19 protein-coding genes are annotated in these 18,969 nt (G+C 73.1%); 8 read left to right on the forward strand and 11 right to left on the reverse strand.

Annotated features, from left to right (window positions below; all coding sequences use genetic code 11):
• Positions 1-47: 47 nt before the first annotated feature.
• Entirely contained in the window at positions 48-1,268 is a 1,221-nt protein-coding gene (gene thrS / locus LJ657_RS25035; RefSeq protein WP_232650996.1) for a threonine--tRNA ligase, read from the reverse strand.
• Positions 1,269-1,706: 438 nt separating this feature from the next.
• Between thrS and LJ657_RS25040 the strand changes: the two genes are divergently transcribed.
• Positions 1,707-2,522 (forward strand): hypothetical protein, encoded by an 816-nt coding sequence (locus LJ657_RS25040; protein WP_232650997.1) that lies wholly within the window; start codon positions 1,707-1,709, stop codon positions 2,520-2,522.
• 25 nt (positions 2,523-2,547) lie between these two features.
• On the opposite strand, the gene LJ657_RS25045 is transcribed toward LJ657_RS25040, so the two are convergent.
• From LJ657_RS25045 to LJ657_RS25055, 3 genes are all read right to left on the reverse strand, one after another.
• Positions 2,548-2,826, reverse strand: a complete 279-nt coding sequence (locus LJ657_RS25045; protein ID WP_232650998.1) for a ribosomal protein L7/L12 — start codon at positions 2,824-2,826, stop codon at positions 2,548-2,550.
• A 78-nt stretch (positions 2,827-2,904) separates the two neighbouring features.
• Positions 2,905-3,606: a GAF and ANTAR domain-containing protein gene (locus LJ657_RS25050; protein WP_232650999.1), complete on the reverse strand. Its 702-nt coding sequence runs from the start codon at positions 3,604-3,606 to the stop codon at positions 2,905-2,907.
• A 306-nt stretch (positions 3,607-3,912) separates the two neighbouring features.
• Positions 3,913-5,259 carry a helix-turn-helix domain-containing protein gene (locus LJ657_RS25055; RefSeq protein ID WP_232651000.1) on the reverse strand — a complete coding sequence of 449 codons (1,347 nt, stop codon included), beginning with the start codon at positions 5,257-5,259 and terminating at the stop codon, positions 3,913-3,915.
• Between the two features lie 108 nt (positions 5,260-5,367).
• Between LJ657_RS25055 and LJ657_RS25060 the strand changes: the two genes are divergently transcribed.
• Positions 5,368-5,526: a hypothetical protein gene (locus LJ657_RS25060; protein ID WP_232651001.1), complete on the forward strand. Its 159-nt coding sequence runs from the start codon at positions 5,368-5,370 to the stop codon at positions 5,524-5,526.
• Between the two features lie 7 nt (positions 5,527-5,533).
• Here the strand turns inward: LJ657_RS25060 and LJ657_RS48235 are convergent, their stop codons facing one another.
• Together LJ657_RS48235 and LJ657_RS25065 are read right to left on the reverse strand one after the other, a co-directional pair.
• Positions 5,534-5,656 carry a hypothetical protein gene (locus tag LJ657_RS48235; protein WP_269786910.1) on the reverse strand — a complete coding sequence of 41 codons (123 nt, stop codon included), beginning with the start codon at positions 5,654-5,656 and terminating at the stop codon, positions 5,534-5,536.
• A 109-nt stretch (positions 5,657-5,765) separates the two neighbouring features.
• Positions 5,766-9,515: an nSTAND1 domain-containing NTPase gene (locus tag LJ657_RS25065; RefSeq protein WP_232651002.1), complete on the reverse strand. Its 3,750-nt coding sequence runs from the start codon at positions 9,513-9,515 to the stop codon at positions 5,766-5,768.
• A gap of 209 nt (positions 9,516-9,724) precedes the next feature.
• Here LJ657_RS25065 and LJ657_RS25070 point away from each other — a divergent pair, with 209 nt between their 5' ends.
• From LJ657_RS25070 to LJ657_RS25085, 4 genes are all read left to right on the forward strand, one after another.
• Positions 9,725-9,943, forward strand: coding sequence for a hypothetical protein (locus tag LJ657_RS25070; protein ID WP_232651003.1), 219 nt, complete (start codon positions 9,725-9,727; stop codon positions 9,941-9,943).
• 78 nt (positions 9,944-10,021) lie between these two features.
• Positions 10,022-10,798, forward strand: coding sequence for an NPP1 family protein (locus tag LJ657_RS25075; protein WP_232651004.1), 777 nt, complete (start codon positions 10,022-10,024; stop codon positions 10,796-10,798).
• Positions 10,799-11,020: 222 nt separating this feature from the next.
• Positions 11,021-12,277 (forward strand): amidohydrolase, encoded by a 1,257-nt coding sequence (locus tag LJ657_RS25080; protein ID WP_232651005.1) that lies wholly within the window; start codon positions 11,021-11,023, stop codon positions 12,275-12,277.
• A gap of 21 nt (positions 12,278-12,298) precedes the next feature.
• The gene (locus LJ657_RS25085) at positions 12,299-12,523 is read left to right on the forward strand and encodes a hypothetical protein (RefSeq protein WP_232651006.1); all 225 of its coding nucleotides are present in this window, start codon (positions 12,299-12,301) and stop codon (positions 12,521-12,523) included.
• Positions 12,524-12,530: 7 nt separating this feature from the next.
• On the opposite strand, the gene LJ657_RS25090 is transcribed toward LJ657_RS25085, so the two are convergent.
• The 4 genes from LJ657_RS25090 to LJ657_RS25105 form a co-directional block, all read right to left on the reverse strand.
• Complete coding sequence (locus LJ657_RS25090) at positions 12,531-13,706, reverse strand: hypothetical protein (RefSeq protein ID WP_232651007.1); 1,176 nt, start codon at positions 13,704-13,706, stop codon at positions 12,531-12,533.
• Between the two features lie 69 nt (positions 13,707-13,775).
• Positions 13,776-14,435 carry a hypothetical protein gene (locus LJ657_RS25095; protein WP_232651008.1) on the reverse strand — a complete coding sequence of 220 codons (660 nt, stop codon included), beginning with the start codon at positions 14,433-14,435 and terminating at the stop codon, positions 13,776-13,778.
• The gene (locus LJ657_RS25100) at positions 14,432-15,388 is read right to left on the reverse strand and encodes a WXG100 family type VII secretion target (RefSeq protein WP_232651009.1); all 957 of its coding nucleotides are present in this window, start codon (positions 15,386-15,388) and stop codon (positions 14,432-14,434) included. Before LJ657_RS25100 ends, LJ657_RS25095 begins: the two co-directional genes overlap by 4 nt.
• Positions 15,385-15,699, reverse strand: a complete 315-nt coding sequence (locus tag LJ657_RS25105) for a hypothetical protein (RefSeq protein WP_232651010.1) — start codon at positions 15,697-15,699, stop codon at positions 15,385-15,387. Before LJ657_RS25105 ends, LJ657_RS25100 begins: the two co-directional genes overlap by 4 nt.
• Before the next feature lie 239 nt (positions 15,700-15,938).
• Here LJ657_RS25105 and LJ657_RS25110 point away from each other — a divergent pair, with 239 nt between their 5' ends.
• Entirely contained in the window at positions 15,939-16,406 is a 468-nt protein-coding gene (locus LJ657_RS25110; RefSeq protein ID WP_232651011.1) for a hypothetical protein, read from the forward strand.
• 227 nt (positions 16,407-16,633) lie between these two features.
• Positions 16,634-17,599, forward strand: a complete 966-nt coding sequence (locus LJ657_RS25115; RefSeq protein WP_232651012.1) for a hypothetical protein — start codon at positions 16,634-16,636, stop codon at positions 17,597-17,599.
• Here the strand turns inward: LJ657_RS25115 and LJ657_RS25120 are convergent.
• Positions 17,582-18,919, reverse strand: coding sequence for an aminotransferase-like domain-containing protein (locus LJ657_RS25120; RefSeq protein ID WP_232651013.1), 1,338 nt, complete (start codon positions 18,917-18,919; stop codon positions 17,582-17,584). The genes LJ657_RS25115 and LJ657_RS25120 overlap by 18 nt on opposite strands.
• Between the last annotated feature and the right edge of the window lie 50 nt (positions 18,920-18,969).

Raw genomic sequence — 18,969 nt, forward strand, 5'->3', positions numbered from 1 at the left:
GTCTCTACGACGTGTGGGCTACGACATGTGGGCTTACGACAGTGACCTTACGCAGCCGCCCACAGTTCGGCGCCACGGGTCTCGGCGCATACGCCGATCCGCTCCAGCAGCCGTTCCACGGGTACGGCCCCCGGACGGCGCCCGTCCCGCAGCCGTACGGCCACCAGGTCGCCCTCGGCCTCCCGCTCGCCGATCACCGCCTGGTACGGCACCAGGCGCGCCGCCCGGATGCGGGCGCCGAGGGTGCCCTGTTCGGGCCCGGCGACATCGGCGCGCAGCCCGCGTGCCAGGGCCCGCCGTACGACCTCGTAAGCCCGTTCCTCCTGGGCCTCCGACACCGGCAGCACGACGAGCTGGACGGGTGCGGCCCACGCCGGGAAGGCCCCGCCGTGCTCCTCGATCATCTGCGCCACCGCGCGCTCCACGCTGCCGATGATGCTGCGGTGGACCATGACCGGCCGGTGCTTCGCGCCGTCGGCGCCGATGTAGTGCAGGTCGAAGCGTTCGGGCTGGTGGAAGTCGATCTGGACGGTGGACAGGGTGGCCTCACGGCCGGCGGAGTCGACGACCTGCACGTCGATCTTGGGCCCGTAGAAGGCGGCCTCTCCCGCCGCCGCCTCGTACTCGACACCGGCGCCGGCCAGCACCTCCTCCAGCAGCCGGGTGGCCCGCTTCCAGAGCGCCGGGTCGGCGACGTACTTGCCGCCCTCCCCCGGCAGGGACAGCCGGTAGCGGGAGGCGCGGATGCCGAGGTCGGCGTAGGCGCGGCCGATCAGTTCGAGTGCGCCTCGCGCCTCCTCCACCGCCTGCTCCAGGGTGCAGAAGATATGGGCGTCGTTGAGCTGGATGGACCGTACGCGGGTCAGCCCGCCGAGCACCCCGGACGGCTCGGACCGGTACATGCCGCCCAACTCCGCGATCCTGAGCGGCAGTTCGCGGTAGCTGTGCGACCGGGACCGGTAGATGAGGGCGTGGTGGGGGCAGAGGCTGGGCCGCAGGACGACCTGTTCGCCGCCCAGCTCCATCGGCGGGAACATGTCGTCGCTGTAGTGGGACCAGTGCCCCGAGAGCTCGTACAGCTCGCGCTTGCCGAGCACGGGGGAGTAGACGTGCCGGTAGCCGGCCGCGCGTTCCTGCTCCCGGATGTACTCCTCCAGGGCGTGCCGCACGATCGCGCCGTCGGGCAGCCAGTACGGCAGCCCCGCGCCCATCAGCGGATCAGTGTCGAACAACTCCAGCTCACGGCCGAGCCGACGGTGGTCGTACATGGTCTCTCTCCTCGCGGTACAGGCGAGCGACCCACGACGAAGCCCCGGGGCACCCGCCCCGGGGCTTCGGACATCCAGTCCATGGATCAGCGCGCCGGGACACTCTCCGGCGTCGTCGTGAGGAACGACTGAGCGCGCTTCATGGGGGGACGGTAACGCGGGGGCGGGGTGAGCGCGACGGCTTTTCGGGGTGCCGATGTCCCGGCGCGCGCTCCGGGGGCTCACTGCAAAGAACACTGGGCCCTCGTGGAGGTCGGGCTGCGGCTGACCGCCGCTCCCAGCGCGGGAACCGCTGTGCGCTTTGCGCCCTGACCCGGCGGATCCAGCCGAAGGCGGGGCCCCGGTGTGTAACCCGGACGGACCGGCGCGCTGGTGGGGCGTCGTGCGCGGTGGTCCCTTGGAGACGTGATCGGTCTTGAGGTGGCCAGGAGGCGTCCGATGATCCGCACCCCGTCCCGTGTCCTCGTCGTCGCCGCGATGTCCGCGGGGGCCCTGGTCGGCGTGAGCGCGTGCGGGCTCATCGTGGGCGTGGGGCCGGAGCCGGGCTCGGGGGCGGAGCGGCACACGCCCGCGGCTTCGCACAGCGCCCGGCCCGGTGCGAAGCCGTCCGCCACCGCCCCCGCCGCACCCCCGCCCCTCACCGAGGCTCAGGCTCAGGCGGCGCTGCTGACCCAAGGGGACCTGGGCGCGCCGTGGGCGCCGACGCAGGGGGCCGCGACCTGGCGGGACGGGGTGCTCAAGGCCCACGCCGACGTGCCCGAATGCCGGAAGCTTCTCGACGCGCTGTACACGGACGACCTGTTCGGTGCGGACGCCACCGGGGCCCGGGTCGTGACCGGGCTCGACGATGCCATGGACCAGACGCAGTTGCGGTACCAGGTGCTGTCGTTGAAGCCCACGGTCGTGGACCGGACGCTGGCATGGCTGAAGACGCTGCCCGGTGCATGCGCCAAATTCACGGCGGTGAACGACCGCGGCGCCCTCCAGGGCGTCCGGGTCGACGAGGCCGTACTGCCGGTCGTCGGCGACGCCCGGCAGGGGCTGCGCGTCACGGTCACCAACCAGACCCAGTCGACCGACAGCCAGCAGACCCTGCTCACCCTCGACGTCGCCGTGGTCCGCGCCGGCGACGACACGATCGTCCTCACCCACGGCGGCCCGGGCGACGTGTCCGCCGATGCCACGAAGGCCTTCGTACAGGTGGGGGTGCAGCGGCTGGCCGACGTCAGGAAGCAGGCGCGGCTGCGCGTCTGACCTCGGCCCGACAGGGGGCCGAGTCCTAACCGAGCTTGTCCACGGCCTCCTTGGCCTCCCTCAGGCCCGCTCCTGTCGCCTCCCGGTACACCTTGATCGCCTGGATCTTCTTGCCGTCCCGCACCAGCGTGTTCACCTCGTCCGACCACGGTTCCTGCTCGGTCAGCCCCAAGTGGCCGAGGATCAGGTCGAGTTTGCGCTCGATCCGGGCAGCTCGTCTGTCCGCGCGGGACATCCGGTTCTCGATGCTGGCGATGCCGAAGACCAGGAGCAGGATGGCCAGGGAGAAACCGAGTGTGTCCATGCCACGATCCTAGGCGTCGCGATTCTCGGGCCCCGATCCTGGGGGCGCGAGATCCTGGGGCCCCGATCCCGGGGCTCCTCAGTCGCCGTCGAGTCTCTCCCTGTGCGAGACCACGCCGTGCGCCATGTCGAGGGCGGTGCGGCCCTGTGCGAAGGCGCGGGCGCGCAGCCGGGCCAGTGCCTCTTCGGCATCGATTCCGAGTTGCGCCATGACCATGCCGATGGCCTGGTAGACCTCGTCGTGTTCGGTGGCCAGACCGCCCAGCCATGCCTCCCCGCCGTCGTCCTCCCGCGGCAGGGTCGTCAGGGCCAGCGTCATGACGGCGGCCACGAGCAGGGCACGGCGCAACTCGTCCTCGGTCAGCCCACCCGGGGAGTCACGGTAGAGGTCGAGCGTCCCCACGGTCACCCCGTCGTCACCCAGCGGCATCGAGTACACGGCCTCGACGCCGACGGCCGCCGCCTGCCGGGCGAACACCGGCCAGCGGTGCATGTCCCGGCCGGCCGTCAGGTCGCAGGCGAGTACGGGGGTGCCGATCTGGGATGCGTACAGACACGGGCCGTCACCGAGGGTGGCCTGGGCCTCCGCGAGATGCGCGGCCAGCGGGCTGCTCGCGCCGAGCCGGATGGGCATCCCGTCGCTGCGCAGCGAGACGCTCGCCCCCACCACCGGCAGCAGCTTCACCGCCACCGCGCACAGCCGGGCAGGGATCTCCCGCGGCCGGGCGTCGCGCACCACTTCGGCGATGACGTCGGCGGCCCTGACTGCGTCCACGGCCATCGCCTCCTCCGATCGCAGCGGGGGGCCTGCATCTGGGGGCGCTGCCCGACTACCCCTGCCCCCAGGGGCGAAACGCCACCCGCGCCCGTCCTGCCCTCGGGGCGCCAGGTACGGGTGCCGCTCACCCAGGTCGGCGGGCAACCGCCCTAGAGGGGCGCGGGGCTGTATCGACATGCGGCTCCGCCGCGTGGGCGCGACAAGCCACGACGGACCCGCAGTCGCCATACAACCGCACCCGGCAGCCAGTGCACCGCGCACCGCGCACCGCGCACCGCGCACCGCGCACCGCGCACCTGCGTAGCCCCCTCACACCGGCGGAGCCGCCGGTGCAGGACCCAGGGTGGTGGTGCCCGGCGCCGTACGGTGGCCGAGCCCTGTGCGGTAGGCGTCCAGTGCGGCCTCCACCCGGCCGGTACGCCGCAGCAGATCGCCGAGCAGCCGGCACAGGTCGGCCAGGTCACCGGCCGCGCCGGCCCGCTCCAGCATGCTCAGGGCGCGGACGTAGTGCTCCTCGGCGGCCTCGGTGTCGCCGGCGTCCTCGGCGATGATGCCGAGCAGCCGGTGGGCGGCGGCGGAGTGCAGGGCGCCGCGTTCGGGGCCGAGGGCGTCGCTGAGCATGTCGTGCAGGAGGGCCGCGGCCTCGTCGGACTTGCCGCGCCGGTGCAGTACGTCGGCGAGCTCGACGGCGACCTGACTGCTGTAGAGGGCGGCGCGCCCCGCGCAGAGCATGTCGAGGGCCTGCCTCAACTCGGCCTCCGCGCGGTCGAGTTCGCCGTTCTGGGCGCAAACGTAGCCGCGCATCCAGTGGCAGTTGGCGAGTTCGGTGCGGATCTGGAGGGTGCGGTACAGCTCGGCGGCCTTGGCGAGGGAGGCGTCGGCCTCGGCGAGACGGCCCTCGGCTAGCAGGGTGCGGGCCACCGAGCGGTGCATACGGGCGACCAGCGCGGGGTTACCGGACCGCGGGGCGAGCGCGAGCGCGAACTCGGCGGCCTGGGCGGCGCGGGCCTGGGCGCCCATGTCCATGTAGGGGCCGATGATGCTGGCGTAGAGGAGCAGCAGCGCGTCCGGGTCGTGCAGTCCGCCGCGGTTCAGCTCGTCGAGGGCGGACTCCAGCAGGTAGACGGCGTAGCGGAGTTCACCGGCCAGGTAGTGGGAGACGGCGCGACCGCGCAGAGCGGGGACGCGGGCGGGCAGCGGTACGTCGGCGAGGGCGTGCTCGGTGCGCTCGAAGTACTGCCGGGCGGCCGCCAGCTCTCCCGTGTCCAGGGCGCACTCGCCGAGCCCGAGCAGCGCGACCGCCTGGACGTCGACGAGTTCGTGGCCCTCGGCCTCGGCGAGCAGCGCGGCGTACTGCTCGGCCGCCTGCTCGGCCTCGCCGCCCGCGAGCGTGCGCTGCGCCTCGGTCAGCCTGAGCCGCAGGTCGGTGGCGAGACGGGCCGGACGCCCGGTGACCAGCTCGTCGTAGGCGATCCCGAGGCGCTCGGCGATGTGCCGCAGCGCCTCGTCGGAGGGGCGGACCCGGCCGGCCTCCAGAGTGGAGATGTAGGCGGGGGTGTAGGCGGGCTCCGCCAACTGCCGTTGGGTGAGTCCGCGTTCGGAACGCATCTGCTGGACTCTGCGACCGATGGTCACCGGATCGTCACGGTCCGACACGACAACTCCCCCTGAACCTCTTGCCGTTGGCCCCCGCCGACCCCTACGTTAAACGGCGTCTTAAGTGCGTTTAATACAAACCTGTTGAGACGCTGTTGAGAGGTTGCCGTGCTCCGACACATCTCCGAGCGTTACGCCCGAGGGTTCGCAGCGGCCGTCGTCGCGGTGGCGGCACTGGTACTGGCGGCCAACGCGGGGCCGGCGCGGGCGGCGGACCCGGCGCCGGTGGGTCAGGTGCAGCAGGTCCATCACCACGCGGGTTGGTGAACCGGGGTCAGAATTCGGCCGTGTCCAGCTCGAAGCCGAGGGGGGCGGGGAGGGGGACGGTGAGGCCGAGCTTGTGCTTCGTCGTGTGGGACTCGGGAGCCCGGACCTCGGTGCTGACCTTCGGAAGCACCGCAGGCACCTCGACAACGCCGGCCGCCGTGTCGGACGACAAGCTGGTCCGGGTGGCTCGCTCTCTCACCGGGAAACTGCCCACCAGCCGGTGAGCCCCGCCCGGTCGGTCACGAACACACCCGGCGGTACGGCGCGTCCGGCACATACGTCCGCCACTGCGCCCGGGTCAGGTCGGCCCCGCCCGCCCTGGCGCACACCCGCGCGACCGCCTTCGACGGCGTGATCGTGTACGTCTGGAGCGGCACATGCGCGCTGCCCGCGTACAGCGTGCCGCTGTCGGCGCTGAACGCCACGGTGTCGACGGCCTCGCCCGGTGTCGTCAGCGGCCCGCCGAGCGGCTGCTGGGTGTCGATGTCCCAGAGCTGGAGCGTGCCCGCCTCGCCGCCCACCGCCAGCGTGCGCCCGTCGGGGCTGACGGCGAGGGCGCTGACCGCTTCCGAGCTGTCGTCGAGGAGGTCGTCGGAGGCGTCGCCGACGGCCGGTGCGGGGAACACGTTGCGCAGCACCCCGCCCCGCTCCCGGACCTTCCCGTCCCACAGCGCCACCCGGCCCGTCTGGTCCCCGGCCACCAGCCGCGAACCGTCCGGGGAGAAGGCGAGCGCCCCGATCGGGCTGTCCTGGACCAGGTCCCGTCCGGCGACCTGGCCGCCGGGCAGGGCCGCCGTGCGGTTGTCGCCGACCAGGAGCTTGCCGTCGGGGCGCACGGCCAGGTGGCTGCTGGAGAGGGCGGGGAGTGCCGCCGTTCTGCGGTGGGTCGTCGTGTCCCAGACCTCGTCGGTCAGTGCGCCGACGGCCGGGGTGCGGGTGGCGTAGAGCGTGCGGGCGTCCGGGCCGAGGGCGATCGTGATCACCGCCCCGGCCGAGGTCTTCGTCGCCAGGTCCAGGGTGGTCCGGGTGCTGCCCGGCGCGGCGTCCCAGAGGGTGATGCGCTGCGGGGACGCCTCGTAGCCCGGTGCGGAGACGCCGTACGCGAGCGTCCTGCCGTCGGGGCCGAACGCGAGCAGCGGCATGGTGAACTCCGCCTGCACCGGCCGGGAGGGGTCGTGGGAGACGGGGAGCGGCGGGGGCGGCAGCATCTGCAGCAGCCTTCCGTCCCGGGTGGCGCGCAGCTCGACGCGGTAGCCGCCGCCCGTGCGGCGCGCGGTGGCGAGGGTACGGCCGTCGGGGCTGAGCAGCACCTTGTCCACCGGGTCCGCCCGCCAGGCGGACGTGACGGCCCGCGCGACGTCCAGCGAGTGCACGATGCCGCCCTCCAGGTACCGCAGCAACGGGCGCCCGGGGTCCCAGGCCGGACTGCCGTACAGGTGCCGGCCGTTCAGGAAGTGCCGGAACACCGGGGCGTCGACGCCCGGCCGCCACACCCTGACCTCCGTCCCGTCGGCGGTCGCCAGGAACCTCCCGTCCGCACTGAAGGAGGCGTACGTCACCCCCGGGTCCGGCAGGTCGGCCACCTGCTTCCCCGACCGGACGTCCCAGACCCGCACCCCGCTGCCGGTCACCGCGGCGAGCTGCTGTCCGGCGCCGAGCGTCAGCTGCGACCGCTCCCGACCGCAGACCCCGCCGTCCCGTTCCCAGCGTCCGGGCACCGTGCGCCCTGTGTGCAGGTCCCGCACCCGCACAGCACCCGTGAGAGGACACACCGCGACCAGCCGGCCGTCCGTGCTCGGCGCGACGACCGCCGAGCTCGCCGCTTCCGTCCCGAAGACCAGCTTTCCGTCCGCGGCCGAGCGCACCTGCACCCGCGGATCGTCCATGCCGCTCACGACGTAGGTGGACCCCGCGAAGTCCACCTGGGAGGACGCGGGCAGCGCTCCGCCGCTCCAGCGGCCGGCCTTCGTGTCCCACAGCCGTAGGCCGTCGTCCCCGTCGACCGCCAGCAGCCGGCCGTCCGGGCTCGCCCCCGCCACCCGCCCGCTCTGCGGCAGCCGTCCCGAGGCGGTCCGCCGGTGGCCGGCCACGTCCCAGGTGCGCCAGACGCGGCCCTCGACGCTGAGCAGGGTGCGGCCGGAGTCCGTCAGGAAGCGCGCCGGGCCGTCCCCGGGCGCCGGGTCCTGGAAGGTGTCCACTTCCGGCTGGCCCAGTGCCCCGAGCAGCGCCCGCCGGGCCTCGGGCAGCCGGGCCACCCGCCAGGCGGCGACGCCGAGCAGCTGGGCGGTGCGCGGGTCGGTCGTACGCAGGGCGTCGGAGACCTGTGCGACATGGCGGGCCGCCTCGTCGGTGCGCTGCCGCTCGTAGTCCCGGCGCTGGTTCCAGGCGACGAGGCCCGCCACGAGCGCCACCGCCAGCACGGCCGACACCGTGGCCACCACCGCCCGGGTCCGGCGCACGGCCCGGACCCCGGCCCGGCGTTCCACCTCACGGGCCGCGACGGCGGCGCCCAGAAACCGCCGTTCGAGCGCGGTCAGGGCCGGATCCCGCTCGTGGTCCGGGAACAGCTCCTCGACGCGGTCCAGGCGCGTGCCCCGGAACAGGGAGCCGGGGTCACGGTCGTGCTCCAGCCACACCCGGGCCGCCTCGGTCAGGCTCCGGTGGTGCCGCAGCCGCTCGCGGTCCGTCTCGATCCAGCCGTGCAGCCGGGGCCAGCAGGTGATGAGGGCCTCGTGGGCGAGGTGTACGCCGTCCTCGTCGACGGTCAGCAGCCGGGCGCGGGTGAGGCGTTCGACGACCTGCGGGACGTCGGGGTCGGCCCATTCGTCCAGTTCGGCGCGGGAGAGGGGACGCCGGGTGTCGGGGATGCCCCGGCCCGGCTCGACCATGCGCAGCAGCAGGGCGCGGGCGGCGCGGGACTGCGCGGGGGACAGCCCGCCGTACACCTCCTCGGCGCTGGCCGCGATCGCGCCGCGCACTTCGCCGGCCGCCTCGTACGCGGCCAGCGTCAGTATGCGGCCCCGGCGACGGCGCCAGGTCTCCAGCAGGGCGTGGGAGAGCATGGGCAGGGCGCCGGGCTGGTCGAGGACCTCGTCGACGATCCGCGCGGTCAGCTCCCGTTCGACCAGGAGCCCGGCCGCCTGCGCCGGTCTGACGACCGCGTCCCGCAGCTCGTCCGCAGTCATCGGGCCGACGAGCAACCCGGCGCCACGCAGGGCGTCCGCCAGTTCGCGGTGCTCGGCGCACCGGGCGTAGAAGTCGGCCCGTACCGCGATGAGCACCTTCAGCCCGCGGTCCGGATCCCGGGCGGCCAGGAGCAGGTCGATGAAGCGGGCCCGCTCCTCGCGGTCCCGGCACAGGGTGAAGACCTCCTCGAACTGGTCCACCACCACCCAGCTCTCCGGCTCGCCCTCGGCGGGCGTGAGCAGATGGCCGTAGGTGTGCGCGGGCCGGTCTCCCGGCGTGAGCACCCGCAGCACCGCCGGCGCCCCCCGGGTCGCGATCTCGTCCCTGAGCCGCGGTATCAGCCCGGCCCGCAACAGCGACGACTTGCCGCTGCCCGAAGCACCGAACAGCACCGCGAACCGGTGGTCGCACACCAGATGGTTCAGCTCCTCGACCAGCCGGTCCCGGCCGAAGAACAGCGCGCGGTCGTCCGGCTCGAAGCGGGCGAGGCCCCGGTACGGCGGCGACGCGTCCTCGTCCTCCTCGCGCGCCGTTCCCGCCGCCTCCGCCTCGGCCTCCTTCCAGCGGGCCTCCCACTCCCCGAGATCGGCCGCGCACGCGCGCGCGTACCCGCGGACGACAGCGAGCGACGGCAGCCGCTCGCCGGCCGCCGCCTGGGAGAGCGTCGTCGCGGAGAACTGGGCGGTCTGCGCCATCGCCCGGTACGACGGGCTGCCCGCGGCCGTGCGCAGCTCGCGCAGTTGGTGCGCGAGGCGTTGTACGGGACCGGCCTCGGGATCCACATGTCTTTCGGGTCGGCCCACGGCGCGCTCTCTCCTCTGCACCACTGGCGGCTTTCGTACGGCTTTCGTACGTGGGCGAAGTTACGACAACCCGACGTCCGCACAAATTGAGGGTGCCGCTTCACCGGAACCGACTCCGGAATTGATTGCCGCGACAACGGCTACGTGCCAATCAACCTTCCGGCTGGGAGCCTTGATCGGGACTTCAGAACCGAGGAGAACAGCACCCCGTGTACGGCAGCGTCCTTCGCCATCTCGGCCTGTCGGCGGTCGTCTCGTCCGCCCTCGCCGCAGCGATCGCGGTCTCCGGGCTGACCTCCCCGTCCGCCGCCTCGCCCGTCGTACGCCTTCGCCCCGAACGTGCTGCTCCGCCGACAACCACCCCGCGCATGACGTTGATCAGTTCGGTGAAAATCCGTCTCGAGTTTGACGGAAAGCCCTTCAATTGAACTCTCAACTTGCCAGTCTTCGTTCCGACGTTCCGGATGTCATGTCCGGAACGAGTGGACCGTCGACTGGAGCCCCCCATGCCCCCAGCAGTCAGCACCACCAGGCCCCACCGCCTCGCCCGAGCCGCCGCCGTCGCGGGCAGCGCCGCCGCCCTCGCCCTCGCCCTGCCCGGCAGCGCCTCCGCCGGCGTCCTGCAGAACCTGCCCGAGAACGCGACCTCGTTCGAGAAGAACTTCGAGCCGGTCTACGACTACGACACGGACAGCTGCTACCCGGCCGCCGCGATCGACCCGAGCGGCAACCTCAACGGCGGTCTGAAGCCGACCGGCCCGATCACCGGCGAGTGCCGCTCCGGCCACCTCGGCCACGCCAACACCTACTCGCGGTCCAAGTGCAACAACGGCTGGTGCGGAATCATCTACGCCAGCTACTGGGAGAAGGACGAGGCCTCCCCGGGCATCGGCCACCGTAACGACTGGGAGTGCATGGTCGTCTGGGTCAAGGACGGCGACGCGAACCCGTCGTACCTGTCGGCCTCCGCGCACGGCGGCTTCAGCACCCACCCCATCGCCGACGTCCCGATGAGCGGGCAGCGCGTCGAGGCCGTCTACCACAAGGACGGCGCGTCCACCCACGCCTTCCGCTTCGCCAAGTGGGGCGAGACGCCGGAGAACGACACCGGTGCCTGGCACCAGGAGAACCTGCTCAGCTGGTCCAACCTGGCGTCCGGCCTGCGGGACAAGCTGAACGCCTCCGACTGGGGCAGCGCGAACTTCCCGCTCCAGGACTCCAAGTTCGCCGACCACCTGAACAAGGCCAAGCCGAGCGGCATCGCCTTCGACCCGTACGCCTGACCGGCACCCGACCGACGGACGACGGGCCCGCGGAATTGATTGCCCCCATGAGCGGGGGTGCCGATCAACTCCCCGCCTGCCAGGCTCTTCACCGGGGCCCCCCGAACGCGGCCGCCGACGCACACTCCCCCCTTCGCGTCGGCGGCCGCATCGCGTGGGCAAGGCCGTCGCGATGTGGGACACCCCGTCCTCCCGGAGCCCGGCGCCGCCTACGCTGCCCCCATGCCGTCTCCCGCCGCCCGCAGCGCACTGGACCTCACCGCCGATCTCCCGGTCTCCGACCTGGAGGACTTCTACCGGGACCTGCACCGCCACCCCGAGCTGTCGCTCCAGGAACACCGCACGGCCGCCAAGCTGGCCGAGCGGCTCACCAAGGCGGGTTACGAGACCGCCGAGGGCGTCGGCGGCACCGGAGTCGCAGGCGTCCTGCGCAACGGCGAGGGCCCGACGGTCCTCCTGCGCGCCGACATGGACGCGTTGCCGGTGCACGAGGAGACGGGCCTGCCGTACGCCTCCGCCACACCCGGCGTGATGCACGCCTGCGGGCACGACCTGCATGTGACCTGGCTGGCGGGCGCGGCCGCGGCGCTGGCCGCCGGGCGCGACACCTGGTCCGGCACCCTGCTGGTGGTGGGCCAGCCCGCCGAGGAGACCGGCCAGGGCGCGCAGGGGATGATCGCCGACGGCCTGTACGAGCGCTTCCCGCGACCGGACGTCCTGCTCGGCCAGCACGCGGCGCCCGGACCCGTCGGCTTCTACGCCCACTCACCGGGCCTGATCATGTCGGCGTCGACGGACATCGACATCGTCGTCCACGGGCGCGGCGGCCACGGCTCCCGCCCCGAGACGACCGTCGACCCCGTCGTCACGGCCGCCTACCTCGTCACCCGTCTCCAGACGGTCGTCTCCCGGGAGATCGCCGCCCGCGAGTCCGCCGTACTGACCGTCGGCCGCATCGAGGGCGGCACCCGGCACAACATCATCCCGTCCGAGGCGCGCATCGCCCTCAACCTGCGCACCCAGTCCGACGAGGTGCGCGCACGGATGGTCGCCGCGATCCGGCGCATCGCGGCGGGCGAGGCCCTGGCCGCCGGCTGCCCGCGGGAGCCGGAGATCACGGTGGGCGCGACCTTCCCGGTGACCACGAACGACGCCGACACCGACCGCCGGATCGCCGCCGTGCACGAGGAGGTGCTCGGGGCCGGGACGGTGCTGGACTTCGGCCCCGTGATGGGCAGCGAGGACTTCCCGCACCTGGCGCACGGTGGAATCCCGTACTCCTACTGGTTCGTCACGACCACCCCGGCCGACGTGTGGGACGCGGCACCCGGCACCGACCTGATGGAGAAGTTCCTGGCGGTCCCGAGCAACCACAGCCCGCACTTCGCACCGGACCTGTCGACGATCACGCCGGGCGTACGGACGCTGGTGTCGGGCGCGCTCACGTATCTCACGCAGCCCGCACGTCCCACGTGGTGATCGCGCTCCTACACTCACCGCGTGAACAACTACAAGTGCACCTATTGCGGCACCCTCGGCCTGGTGGACGGCTTCATCGAGGACGAGGGCCAGGGCGCACGTGGGTACGCGCGCTGGATCGAGGGCGCGTTGGAGCGGGGGCCCCTCGGGGGCGCCAAGCGGCTGGGCCGGCCCCGGCGGCAGATCGAGGCGTACCGCTGCCCCAAGTGCGGGCACCTGGAGCTGTTCGCCACCGCCGGGATGTAGGGCCGGGTCAGCCCTGGGTCTGCAACTGCCGCAGCTGCCGCTGCACATGGTCCAGGGCACCCTGTTTGCGCCCCGGCACCCGCGAGCGCAACTCGGCCAGCGCCGCCCCGAGTTCCCGCGCCGCGGCCGGGTCCCGGACCTGCCCCCACTGGTGGTGCGCCCGGTCCACGGCCGCCTCCACGGCCGGCGCGTCCGCCGCCTGCCCCGCCGCCAGCCGCGCGGCGGCCACCCTCAGCCAGGTCCGGCAGCTACGCACCGGATCCCCGGCGAACATCGCCAGATCCGCCCGCACTTCGGCCCAGTGCAACGCCTCCTCGGACCCGGGCCCGTGCGCGCGCACGGCGGCCTGCTCGTGGTGGGCGGCGAGGGCGCCGGCATCGGGGTGCCGACCGGACTGGACGGCGGCGGAGATGGCGGAGTGGGGGTCATCACCCAGCCCGTCATGGGGGTCCCCCCGCTCGAACGAGGCCGAGAGCGGGGGAGTTTGAGGACGCGGCCGTTCAGGCCGATGAGGGGGTCCGGGGGCGAAGCCCCCAGGTACGGGACCACCCACGCCGGGCGCGCCCAGCACCAGGCCCGCACCCCCCTCCACGCCCACCCGGCCCAGCGCCTGCTGATGCAACTGCTCGGCAGGCGGCCGCAGCCCACTGCGCAGAATCGTCGCCACGGCCTTCATGTACGCCGGCACGGCCACCGCCCGCCGCGACGAGGGCGGCGGGGCGACACGGCCGTAGACGGCGTTGTTGCGCCCGCAGTCGAGCGGGTTCACCCGAAGCCACTCCCAGGCCTCGGCATCCGCGTGCAGGTCGAGGAAGAGGGTGGTGGAACCAACCGCCCGCAGCCGCAGTTCCTCCCGTATCCAGTGCCAGGGCAGCCCGGTGTACCGCACCGTCGCGGGCGTCGTACGGGCCAGCGCCAGATGCGGCAGCCGCTGCCGGCGGTCGAGCTGCAGCTGCCCGGTGACGAAGACGGTGAGCGGCCCCGGAGCCCCCGCGGCGGCCCGCAACCGGGTGAGCACGGCCTGGGGTTCCAGCGGGTCGGCGAGCTCGACGACGTTCGCGGTGTCCGTGCCGGACAGGACGGCGGGCGGGACGGCCGCGAGGACGGGGAGCACGGACGCCGCGTCCACCAGGCAGCCCTTGCCCGCCGGGGACGCGGCGAGCAACAGCACGGTTCCGGGCATGGTTCCCTCCCCCTCCCCCGTCGATCACTTACGGCAGCACCGTAACCGCTGCGGGTGCAAAGGTGGGTGTCAGGACCGAAAACCCGGCGTCGGGCCGGAGGCCGCCAGGTACTGCCGTACCTCGTCGACCTGGTCCCGGCTGCCGATCGCGAGCGCGACCCAGGAGCCGTCCGGGAAGGCTAGGTCCACGCGGTTGCGGTGGCGGGCCGGGTGCGGCTCGCGGCGCAGGCAGGGCACTTGCCGGGGGTACTCCCCGTAGAGCCTGGGGGTTTCGCGTTCCGGCGAGAGCGGCTTGCTGAGCAGCAGCACTCGGCGGTCGGTGAACGTCAGCAGGAAACCGTCGTTCCGGAAGGTCCCTCGTCCGTCACCCGCACGCACCGCGATCACAAAGCGGCCCGCGTCGCTCTCCCAGCCGCCGTGCCACACCCGGCCGCGCACCAGCCGCCGGATGCCGAAGCCTCCCCAGAACCAGTCCTCCAGCTTCTCCAGCGGGTACGTCAGCACAGCACCCGCCACGGCCATCCAGTGGAAGGGAAGCAGCAGCACCCGCAGGCCGCGGAAGCTCCGGTCCTCCGTTCCGCTCCCCGGCGCACGCGGCGGACGATGGCGGCGCGGGACGCCCTCCGGCGCCAGTGGATCCAGCCCGGCGGAGAAGACACGGCACAGCTGCTCACCACTCAGGAGGCCCCGGGCGGCGTACTCCTGACGGCGTACGTCCCGTTCCGTCATCCGAAGTCCTCCTCGATGCTGCGCTTGTTCACCCGGTAGGGCTGCTCCTGGGCGAGCTGCCGGTCGCGCGCCTCGGCCTCCTTCACGGTGTCGCTGTGGAGTGCCTCCTTGACGGGCCCCGCCGGGTCTCCGGTGAGCCCGGGGACCTCCCCGAAGAGGGGCTTGAAGACGTGCTCCTTGAGCTGCTTCATCCCTTCGTGGTGGGCGGCCCACACCAGGCCCTTGTGCGTGCCCTCACCACCCATGCCGCGCCAGCCGGACATCTTGCGGACACCCTTGGCGGCCTTGACCACGTCCTTGAACTTCGCCTCCCCGGCCCGCATGTCCTTCACGGCCTTCATCAGGTCACGCAGGGCGGTCCCGAGCTTGGAGGAGACCTGTTCCACCCGCTCCACGTAGACGGCGACCTCGGCGTCCACCGCCAGCGCGTCCACGGCGGTGGCCAGGCCGGCCGTCAGCAGGTCGGTGATGAGTCCCGCGGCCACCGTCATGGCGATCATCTCGATCGCCTCGCGGATGATGGCGACGACGGTGTCCTCGGCGAGCTTGCACTCCTTGGCGGCGCTGTTGAGGATCTCCGCGGTCCGGCCCATGTCCTCGGCGGTCCCGTCGATGGCGGCGACGAACTCGCCCATGCCGCGGCCGAAGGACTCCGAAGCCTCCCCCTCCCAGTGCGCGGGAAGCTTCGCGGCGCCCATGCGCAGGGTGTCGGCCAGCGACTGGAGCGCCTTCGCCTGGCCGTGCCAGCTCTGCGCCGCTTCATGCAGCTGCGCCGGCATGCCGGTGACCTTCTCCAGCTCGTCGAGCATGCCGGTCGCCTCCAGGACGCCCCGGACGAGGTCGTCGATGCCGGCGTCCAGGCCGTGTTCCTGGCTGGGCTCCACGTCCTCCAGCGGCGGGAGCGGCGCGGGTTCCTTCTTCGTCCAGGCGTATGCGGCTGCCGTGTCGCTCATGCGCCGATGCCGTCCATCCCCTGGCCGAGGTCGTACTCGTTGCTCAGATACTGGCCACCGACGTCCCGGAGCCCCTTGGCCACATCGGCAAGGACGGAGACGAGGTCGCGGACGTTGTGTTCGGCGGCAGCGGCGTGCTCCAGGTAGGCGGAATGCAGCTCGTCGGAGTCCGGCAGCTTGCCGAACGCACCGCCCGGCACGGTGATGTGGGCGAGCGCGGAGGCCACCCGTGGAAGGTCGTCGAGGTGTTGCTCGGCCTGTGCCGCGTACTTGAGCAGTACGTCCGGGTCGACGTGGAATCCGTCCCCCATGAGTCCCCCATTGTTTGCAAGCGCGTGCGTTGCTTTTGGGGAGTCTAGGAACGCCCGGTAGCAGGCCCGCCAAACCATGGAAAAGGGAAATCCAATCCCGGTCAAGATCGCGCAAAAATGCCCCTCGCTCCCTCCGGCCGCGCACCGCACCCCGGAACTGCCCCCGCCCACCGACTTGCCAGGCCCTGCCTCCAGGTGTGCTCTGGTAGGCGGGGGCGAGGAGAGAGAGGAGTGCTCTCATGGCTCAAGCGGCACCCACGTCCGGCGGAATGATGGGCAGGGTCAGGCTGAACCGCGCGGCCCGGCCCACGCGCACACCCGACCTGTTCGACGAGCACGTCCACACCATGGGGCGGTACGGGATCCCCGTGGCCCTCGGGCTCGTCTACGGCTTCTGGGCCGCGTCCAACCGGCGCGGCGGCGGCGACATCACCGGCTGGAACATCCTGTTCGGCTTCGTCACGGCGGCCGTGTTCATCGTGCTGTGCATCGCCGTCGCGACGTTCGCGCCGCTGCTCAAGCGCGAACTGCACTCACTGGTGAAGTCCGGCTTCGCGGGCGCCGCGGTCGCCTTCCTCTACAGCCAGACCGGCGAGTCGGTCTACCGGTCCGTGGCCCTGGGCGTGGTTGTCACCGCGGGCGTCTTCCTGGTGTTCTTCTACCGCTACTACACGCGGGAGGACGCCGTCGGCAACCGCATCCGCTGACCGGCACGAGGGCCTGTCCGGCGGATCAGGTCGGGTGCGGGGAACTGCGCCTTCCGGCGGGCCCGAGCGGGGTCATGGGCCCCCGCTCGGGCGAGGCCGAGAGCGTGCCGGGGCCCGCGACGCCGAGCCGATCCGCCGTACAGGCCCTACGGTGCGGGGCGCCCGGACAGCACCCGTATGGACGCGCCCCGCTCGCGCGCCCGGCCCCCGGGCCGTTGCCTGGAAAGGTGGCCCCCAAGCGATCTGAGCGTCTGCGGCACGCCCTGTCGGCGGCACTGATCGCCCTCGCGTGTCTGCTCGCGCCGTGCGGAACGCTCGCGGCCTGGGCGGCGTACGACCTCGCCGACACGAGCCGCTACGTCACGACGATGGCGCCGCTCGCCGGGGACCCCGCCGTGCGGGACGCCGTCGCGGACACCGTCGGCGCCGGGATCATGGAGCAGGTCGACGACCGGGGGGACGTACGGCCGCTGCGGGGCACCGTGCGCCCCTTCGTGCACGACGCGGTGCACTCCTTCACCGGTACCGAGGCCTTCCGCCTGGCCTGGGACTCAGGGAACCGGGCGGTCCACGACGCCGTGCTGCGCGCCCTGCACGACAAGAGCGAGCGCGACGTCACCGTCGACCTCGCCCCCCTCACCGCCCAGGTCATGCATCAACTCGCCGTGGACCACGTCCCGTTGGCGAACCGTATCCCGGTCGAGCACACCGAGGTCGCGGTGCTCCCGGCCCAGGAACTGGACCGCCTCCGGAAGGGATTCCACGTGCTGGAAGTCGCCGGTTTCTGGCTGCCGGTGGCGGCCGTCGTCTTCGCCGTGACCGGGATCGCCGTCGCCGCCTGCCGCCGCCGAGCGGTCACCGCGACCGCGCTCGGTACGGCACTCGGCGGCGCACTGCTCGCCCTGGCCGTCACGATCGGCCGCCATCTCACCCTTGCCGACCTCCCCGACGAGACCCAGCAGCCGGCCGCGGCCGCCGTCTACGACGCCCTCACGGCAACCCTCCGCCAGGCGTGCTGGCTCCTGATCGCCCTGGGCCTGACGGTCGCGCTGGCCGCCTGGCTCACCGGACGCTTCCGGCAACCAAGGGCGCCCCACAGGGGCGCGGGACGGCGTCGATCTGCGGCTCCGCGGCGGGGCGCGACCAGCCACGAAGCACCCGCGGACGAATCGGATCTACAGCGGAGCCCTTAGCACCACGCCGGCAAGCACCCGCAGGGCCCACTCCAGATCAGGCAGAGCAGCCGACGCGAGTCCCAGCCTGACGGCGTCCGGGGTGCGTTTGGGGTCGACCACGAAGGCAGTCCCCGGCGTGACGGCGACCCCCTGCACGGCCGCCGCCGCCGTGAACGTGTCCGCGCGCCACGGCGCAGGCAGCTCCCACCAGGCGAAGTAGGCCCGCGGATCGCACCGCACCCGAAAGCCGTCCAGGTGCTCGGCGACCAGCCGCTGCCGGCGCGCCGCATCCTCCCGCTTGGCCGCCACCAGCCGCTCCACCGTCCCGTCCCCGATCCACCGCACCCCCGCCTCCAGCGCGAACCGCCCGGCACTCCACCCCCCGGACCGCACGGCCGCGGCCACCGACTCCACGCGATGCGCCGGTACGACGAGAAAGCCGGCCGTGAGCCCGGGCGCGACCCGCTTGGAGAGGCCGTCGACGACATGGGTGAGGTGAGGGGCGTACGCGGCGAGGGGGTCGGCGGCCCCGGCCGGGTCCGCGAGGAAGGACCAGATGCGGTCCTCCACGACAGGGATGTCCAAGTCGGCGACGGTCTCGGCGAGTTGACGCCGGCGCACCTCGCCCGTCGTCACCGAGGTGGGGTTGTGCAGGGTCGGCTGGACGTACAGGGCGGACAGGGGAGCGGCCCGGTGGGCGGCCGCGACAGACTCCGGACGCAGCCCGCCCGCGTCCGTGTCCAGCGGCACCAGCCGGATGCCCAGCCTGCCCGCGATCTCCTTGACCAGCGGATACGTCAGCTCCTCGACCCCCACACGGCCGCCCGGCCGTACGAGGGAGGCGAGGGCCGCGGCGATGGCCTGGCGGGCGTTGCCGGTGAAGAGCAGCCGGTCGGGGGCCGGGCGCCAGCCCGGGGTGGCGAGCAGGGCCGCCACCGCCTCGCGGGCCTGCGCGGTCCCGGCGGCGGGGGCCGGGCGCAGCGCCTCGGTGAGGACGTCGGGGCGCAGCATCGGCGCGAGGGCGGGGGCGAGCAGCTCCGACTGGCCGGGGGCGGAAGGGTAGTTGAGCTCCATGTTCACCGGGGCGGCGGTCGCCGGCTCGGTGAGTGCCCGCCCGGCGGGTCCGGTCCGCGCGGCCCGTACGAAGGTGCCGCGGCCGACCTCGCCCACCACGAGCCCCCGCCGCACCAGCTCGCCGTACGCCCGCTCCGCTGTGGAGGCCGCGATGCCGTGCCGTCTGGCGAACGTCCGCTGCGGAGGCAGCCGTTCGCCCGGCCGGAGCCGTCCGGCGGCGATGTCGTCGGCTATGCGGTCGGCTATCCGCCGGTACGCGTCCACTGGGCCCCCTGTTGTTGCCGTTGTCGGCATTGCACCGAGGGCAAAGATCT

Origin of the sequence: Streptomyces guryensis (assembly GCF_021261325.1) — a bacterium.
Lineage (GTDB): Bacteria > Actinomycetota > Actinomycetes > Streptomycetales > Streptomycetaceae > Streptomyces > Streptomyces guryensis.

What these genes read in the sequence shown, in the direction of transcription:
- LJ657_RS25075 (WP_232651004.1), top strand. Translation starts at nt 10,022, where the DNA reads ATGCCCCCAGCAGTCAGCACCACCAGGCCCCACCGCCTCGCCCGAGCC.
- LJ657_RS25045 (WP_232650998.1), bottom strand. Translation starts at nt 2,826, where the DNA reads ATGGACACACTCGGTTTCTCCCTGGCCATCCTGCTCCTGGTCTTCGGC.
- LJ657_RS25095 (WP_232651008.1), bottom strand. Translation starts at nt 14,435, where the DNA reads ATGACGGAACGGGACGTACGCCGTCAGGAGTACGCCGCCCGGGGCCTC.
- LJ657_RS25080 (WP_232651005.1), top strand. Translation starts at nt 11,021, where the DNA reads ATGCCGTCTCCCGCCGCCCGCAGCGCACTGGACCTCACCGCCGATCTC.
- LJ657_RS25050 (WP_232650999.1), bottom strand. Translation starts at nt 3,606, where the DNA reads ATGGCCGTGGACGCAGTCAGGGCCGCCGACGTCATCGCCGAAGTGGTG.
- thrS (WP_232650996.1), bottom strand. Translation starts at nt 1,268, where the DNA reads ATGTACGACCACCGTCGGCTCGGCCGTGAGCTGGAGTTGTTCGACACT.
- LJ657_RS25090 (WP_232651007.1), bottom strand. Translation starts at nt 13,706, where the DNA reads ATGCCCGGAACCGTGCTGTTGCTCGCCGCGTCCCCGGCGGGCAAGGGC.
- LJ657_RS25040 (WP_232650997.1), top strand. Translation starts at nt 1,707, where the DNA reads ATGATCCGCACCCCGTCCCGTGTCCTCGTCGTCGCCGCGATGTCCGCG.
- LJ657_RS25110 (WP_232651011.1), top strand. Translation starts at nt 15,939, where the DNA reads ATGGCTCAAGCGGCACCCACGTCCGGCGGAATGATGGGCAGGGTCAGG.
- LJ657_RS25105 (WP_232651010.1), bottom strand. Translation starts at nt 15,699, where the DNA reads ATGGGGGACGGATTCCACGTCGACCCGGACGTACTGCTCAAGTACGCG.
- LJ657_RS25100 (WP_232651009.1), bottom strand. Translation starts at nt 15,388, where the DNA reads ATGAGCGACACGGCAGCCGCATACGCCTGGACGAAGAAGGAACCCGCG.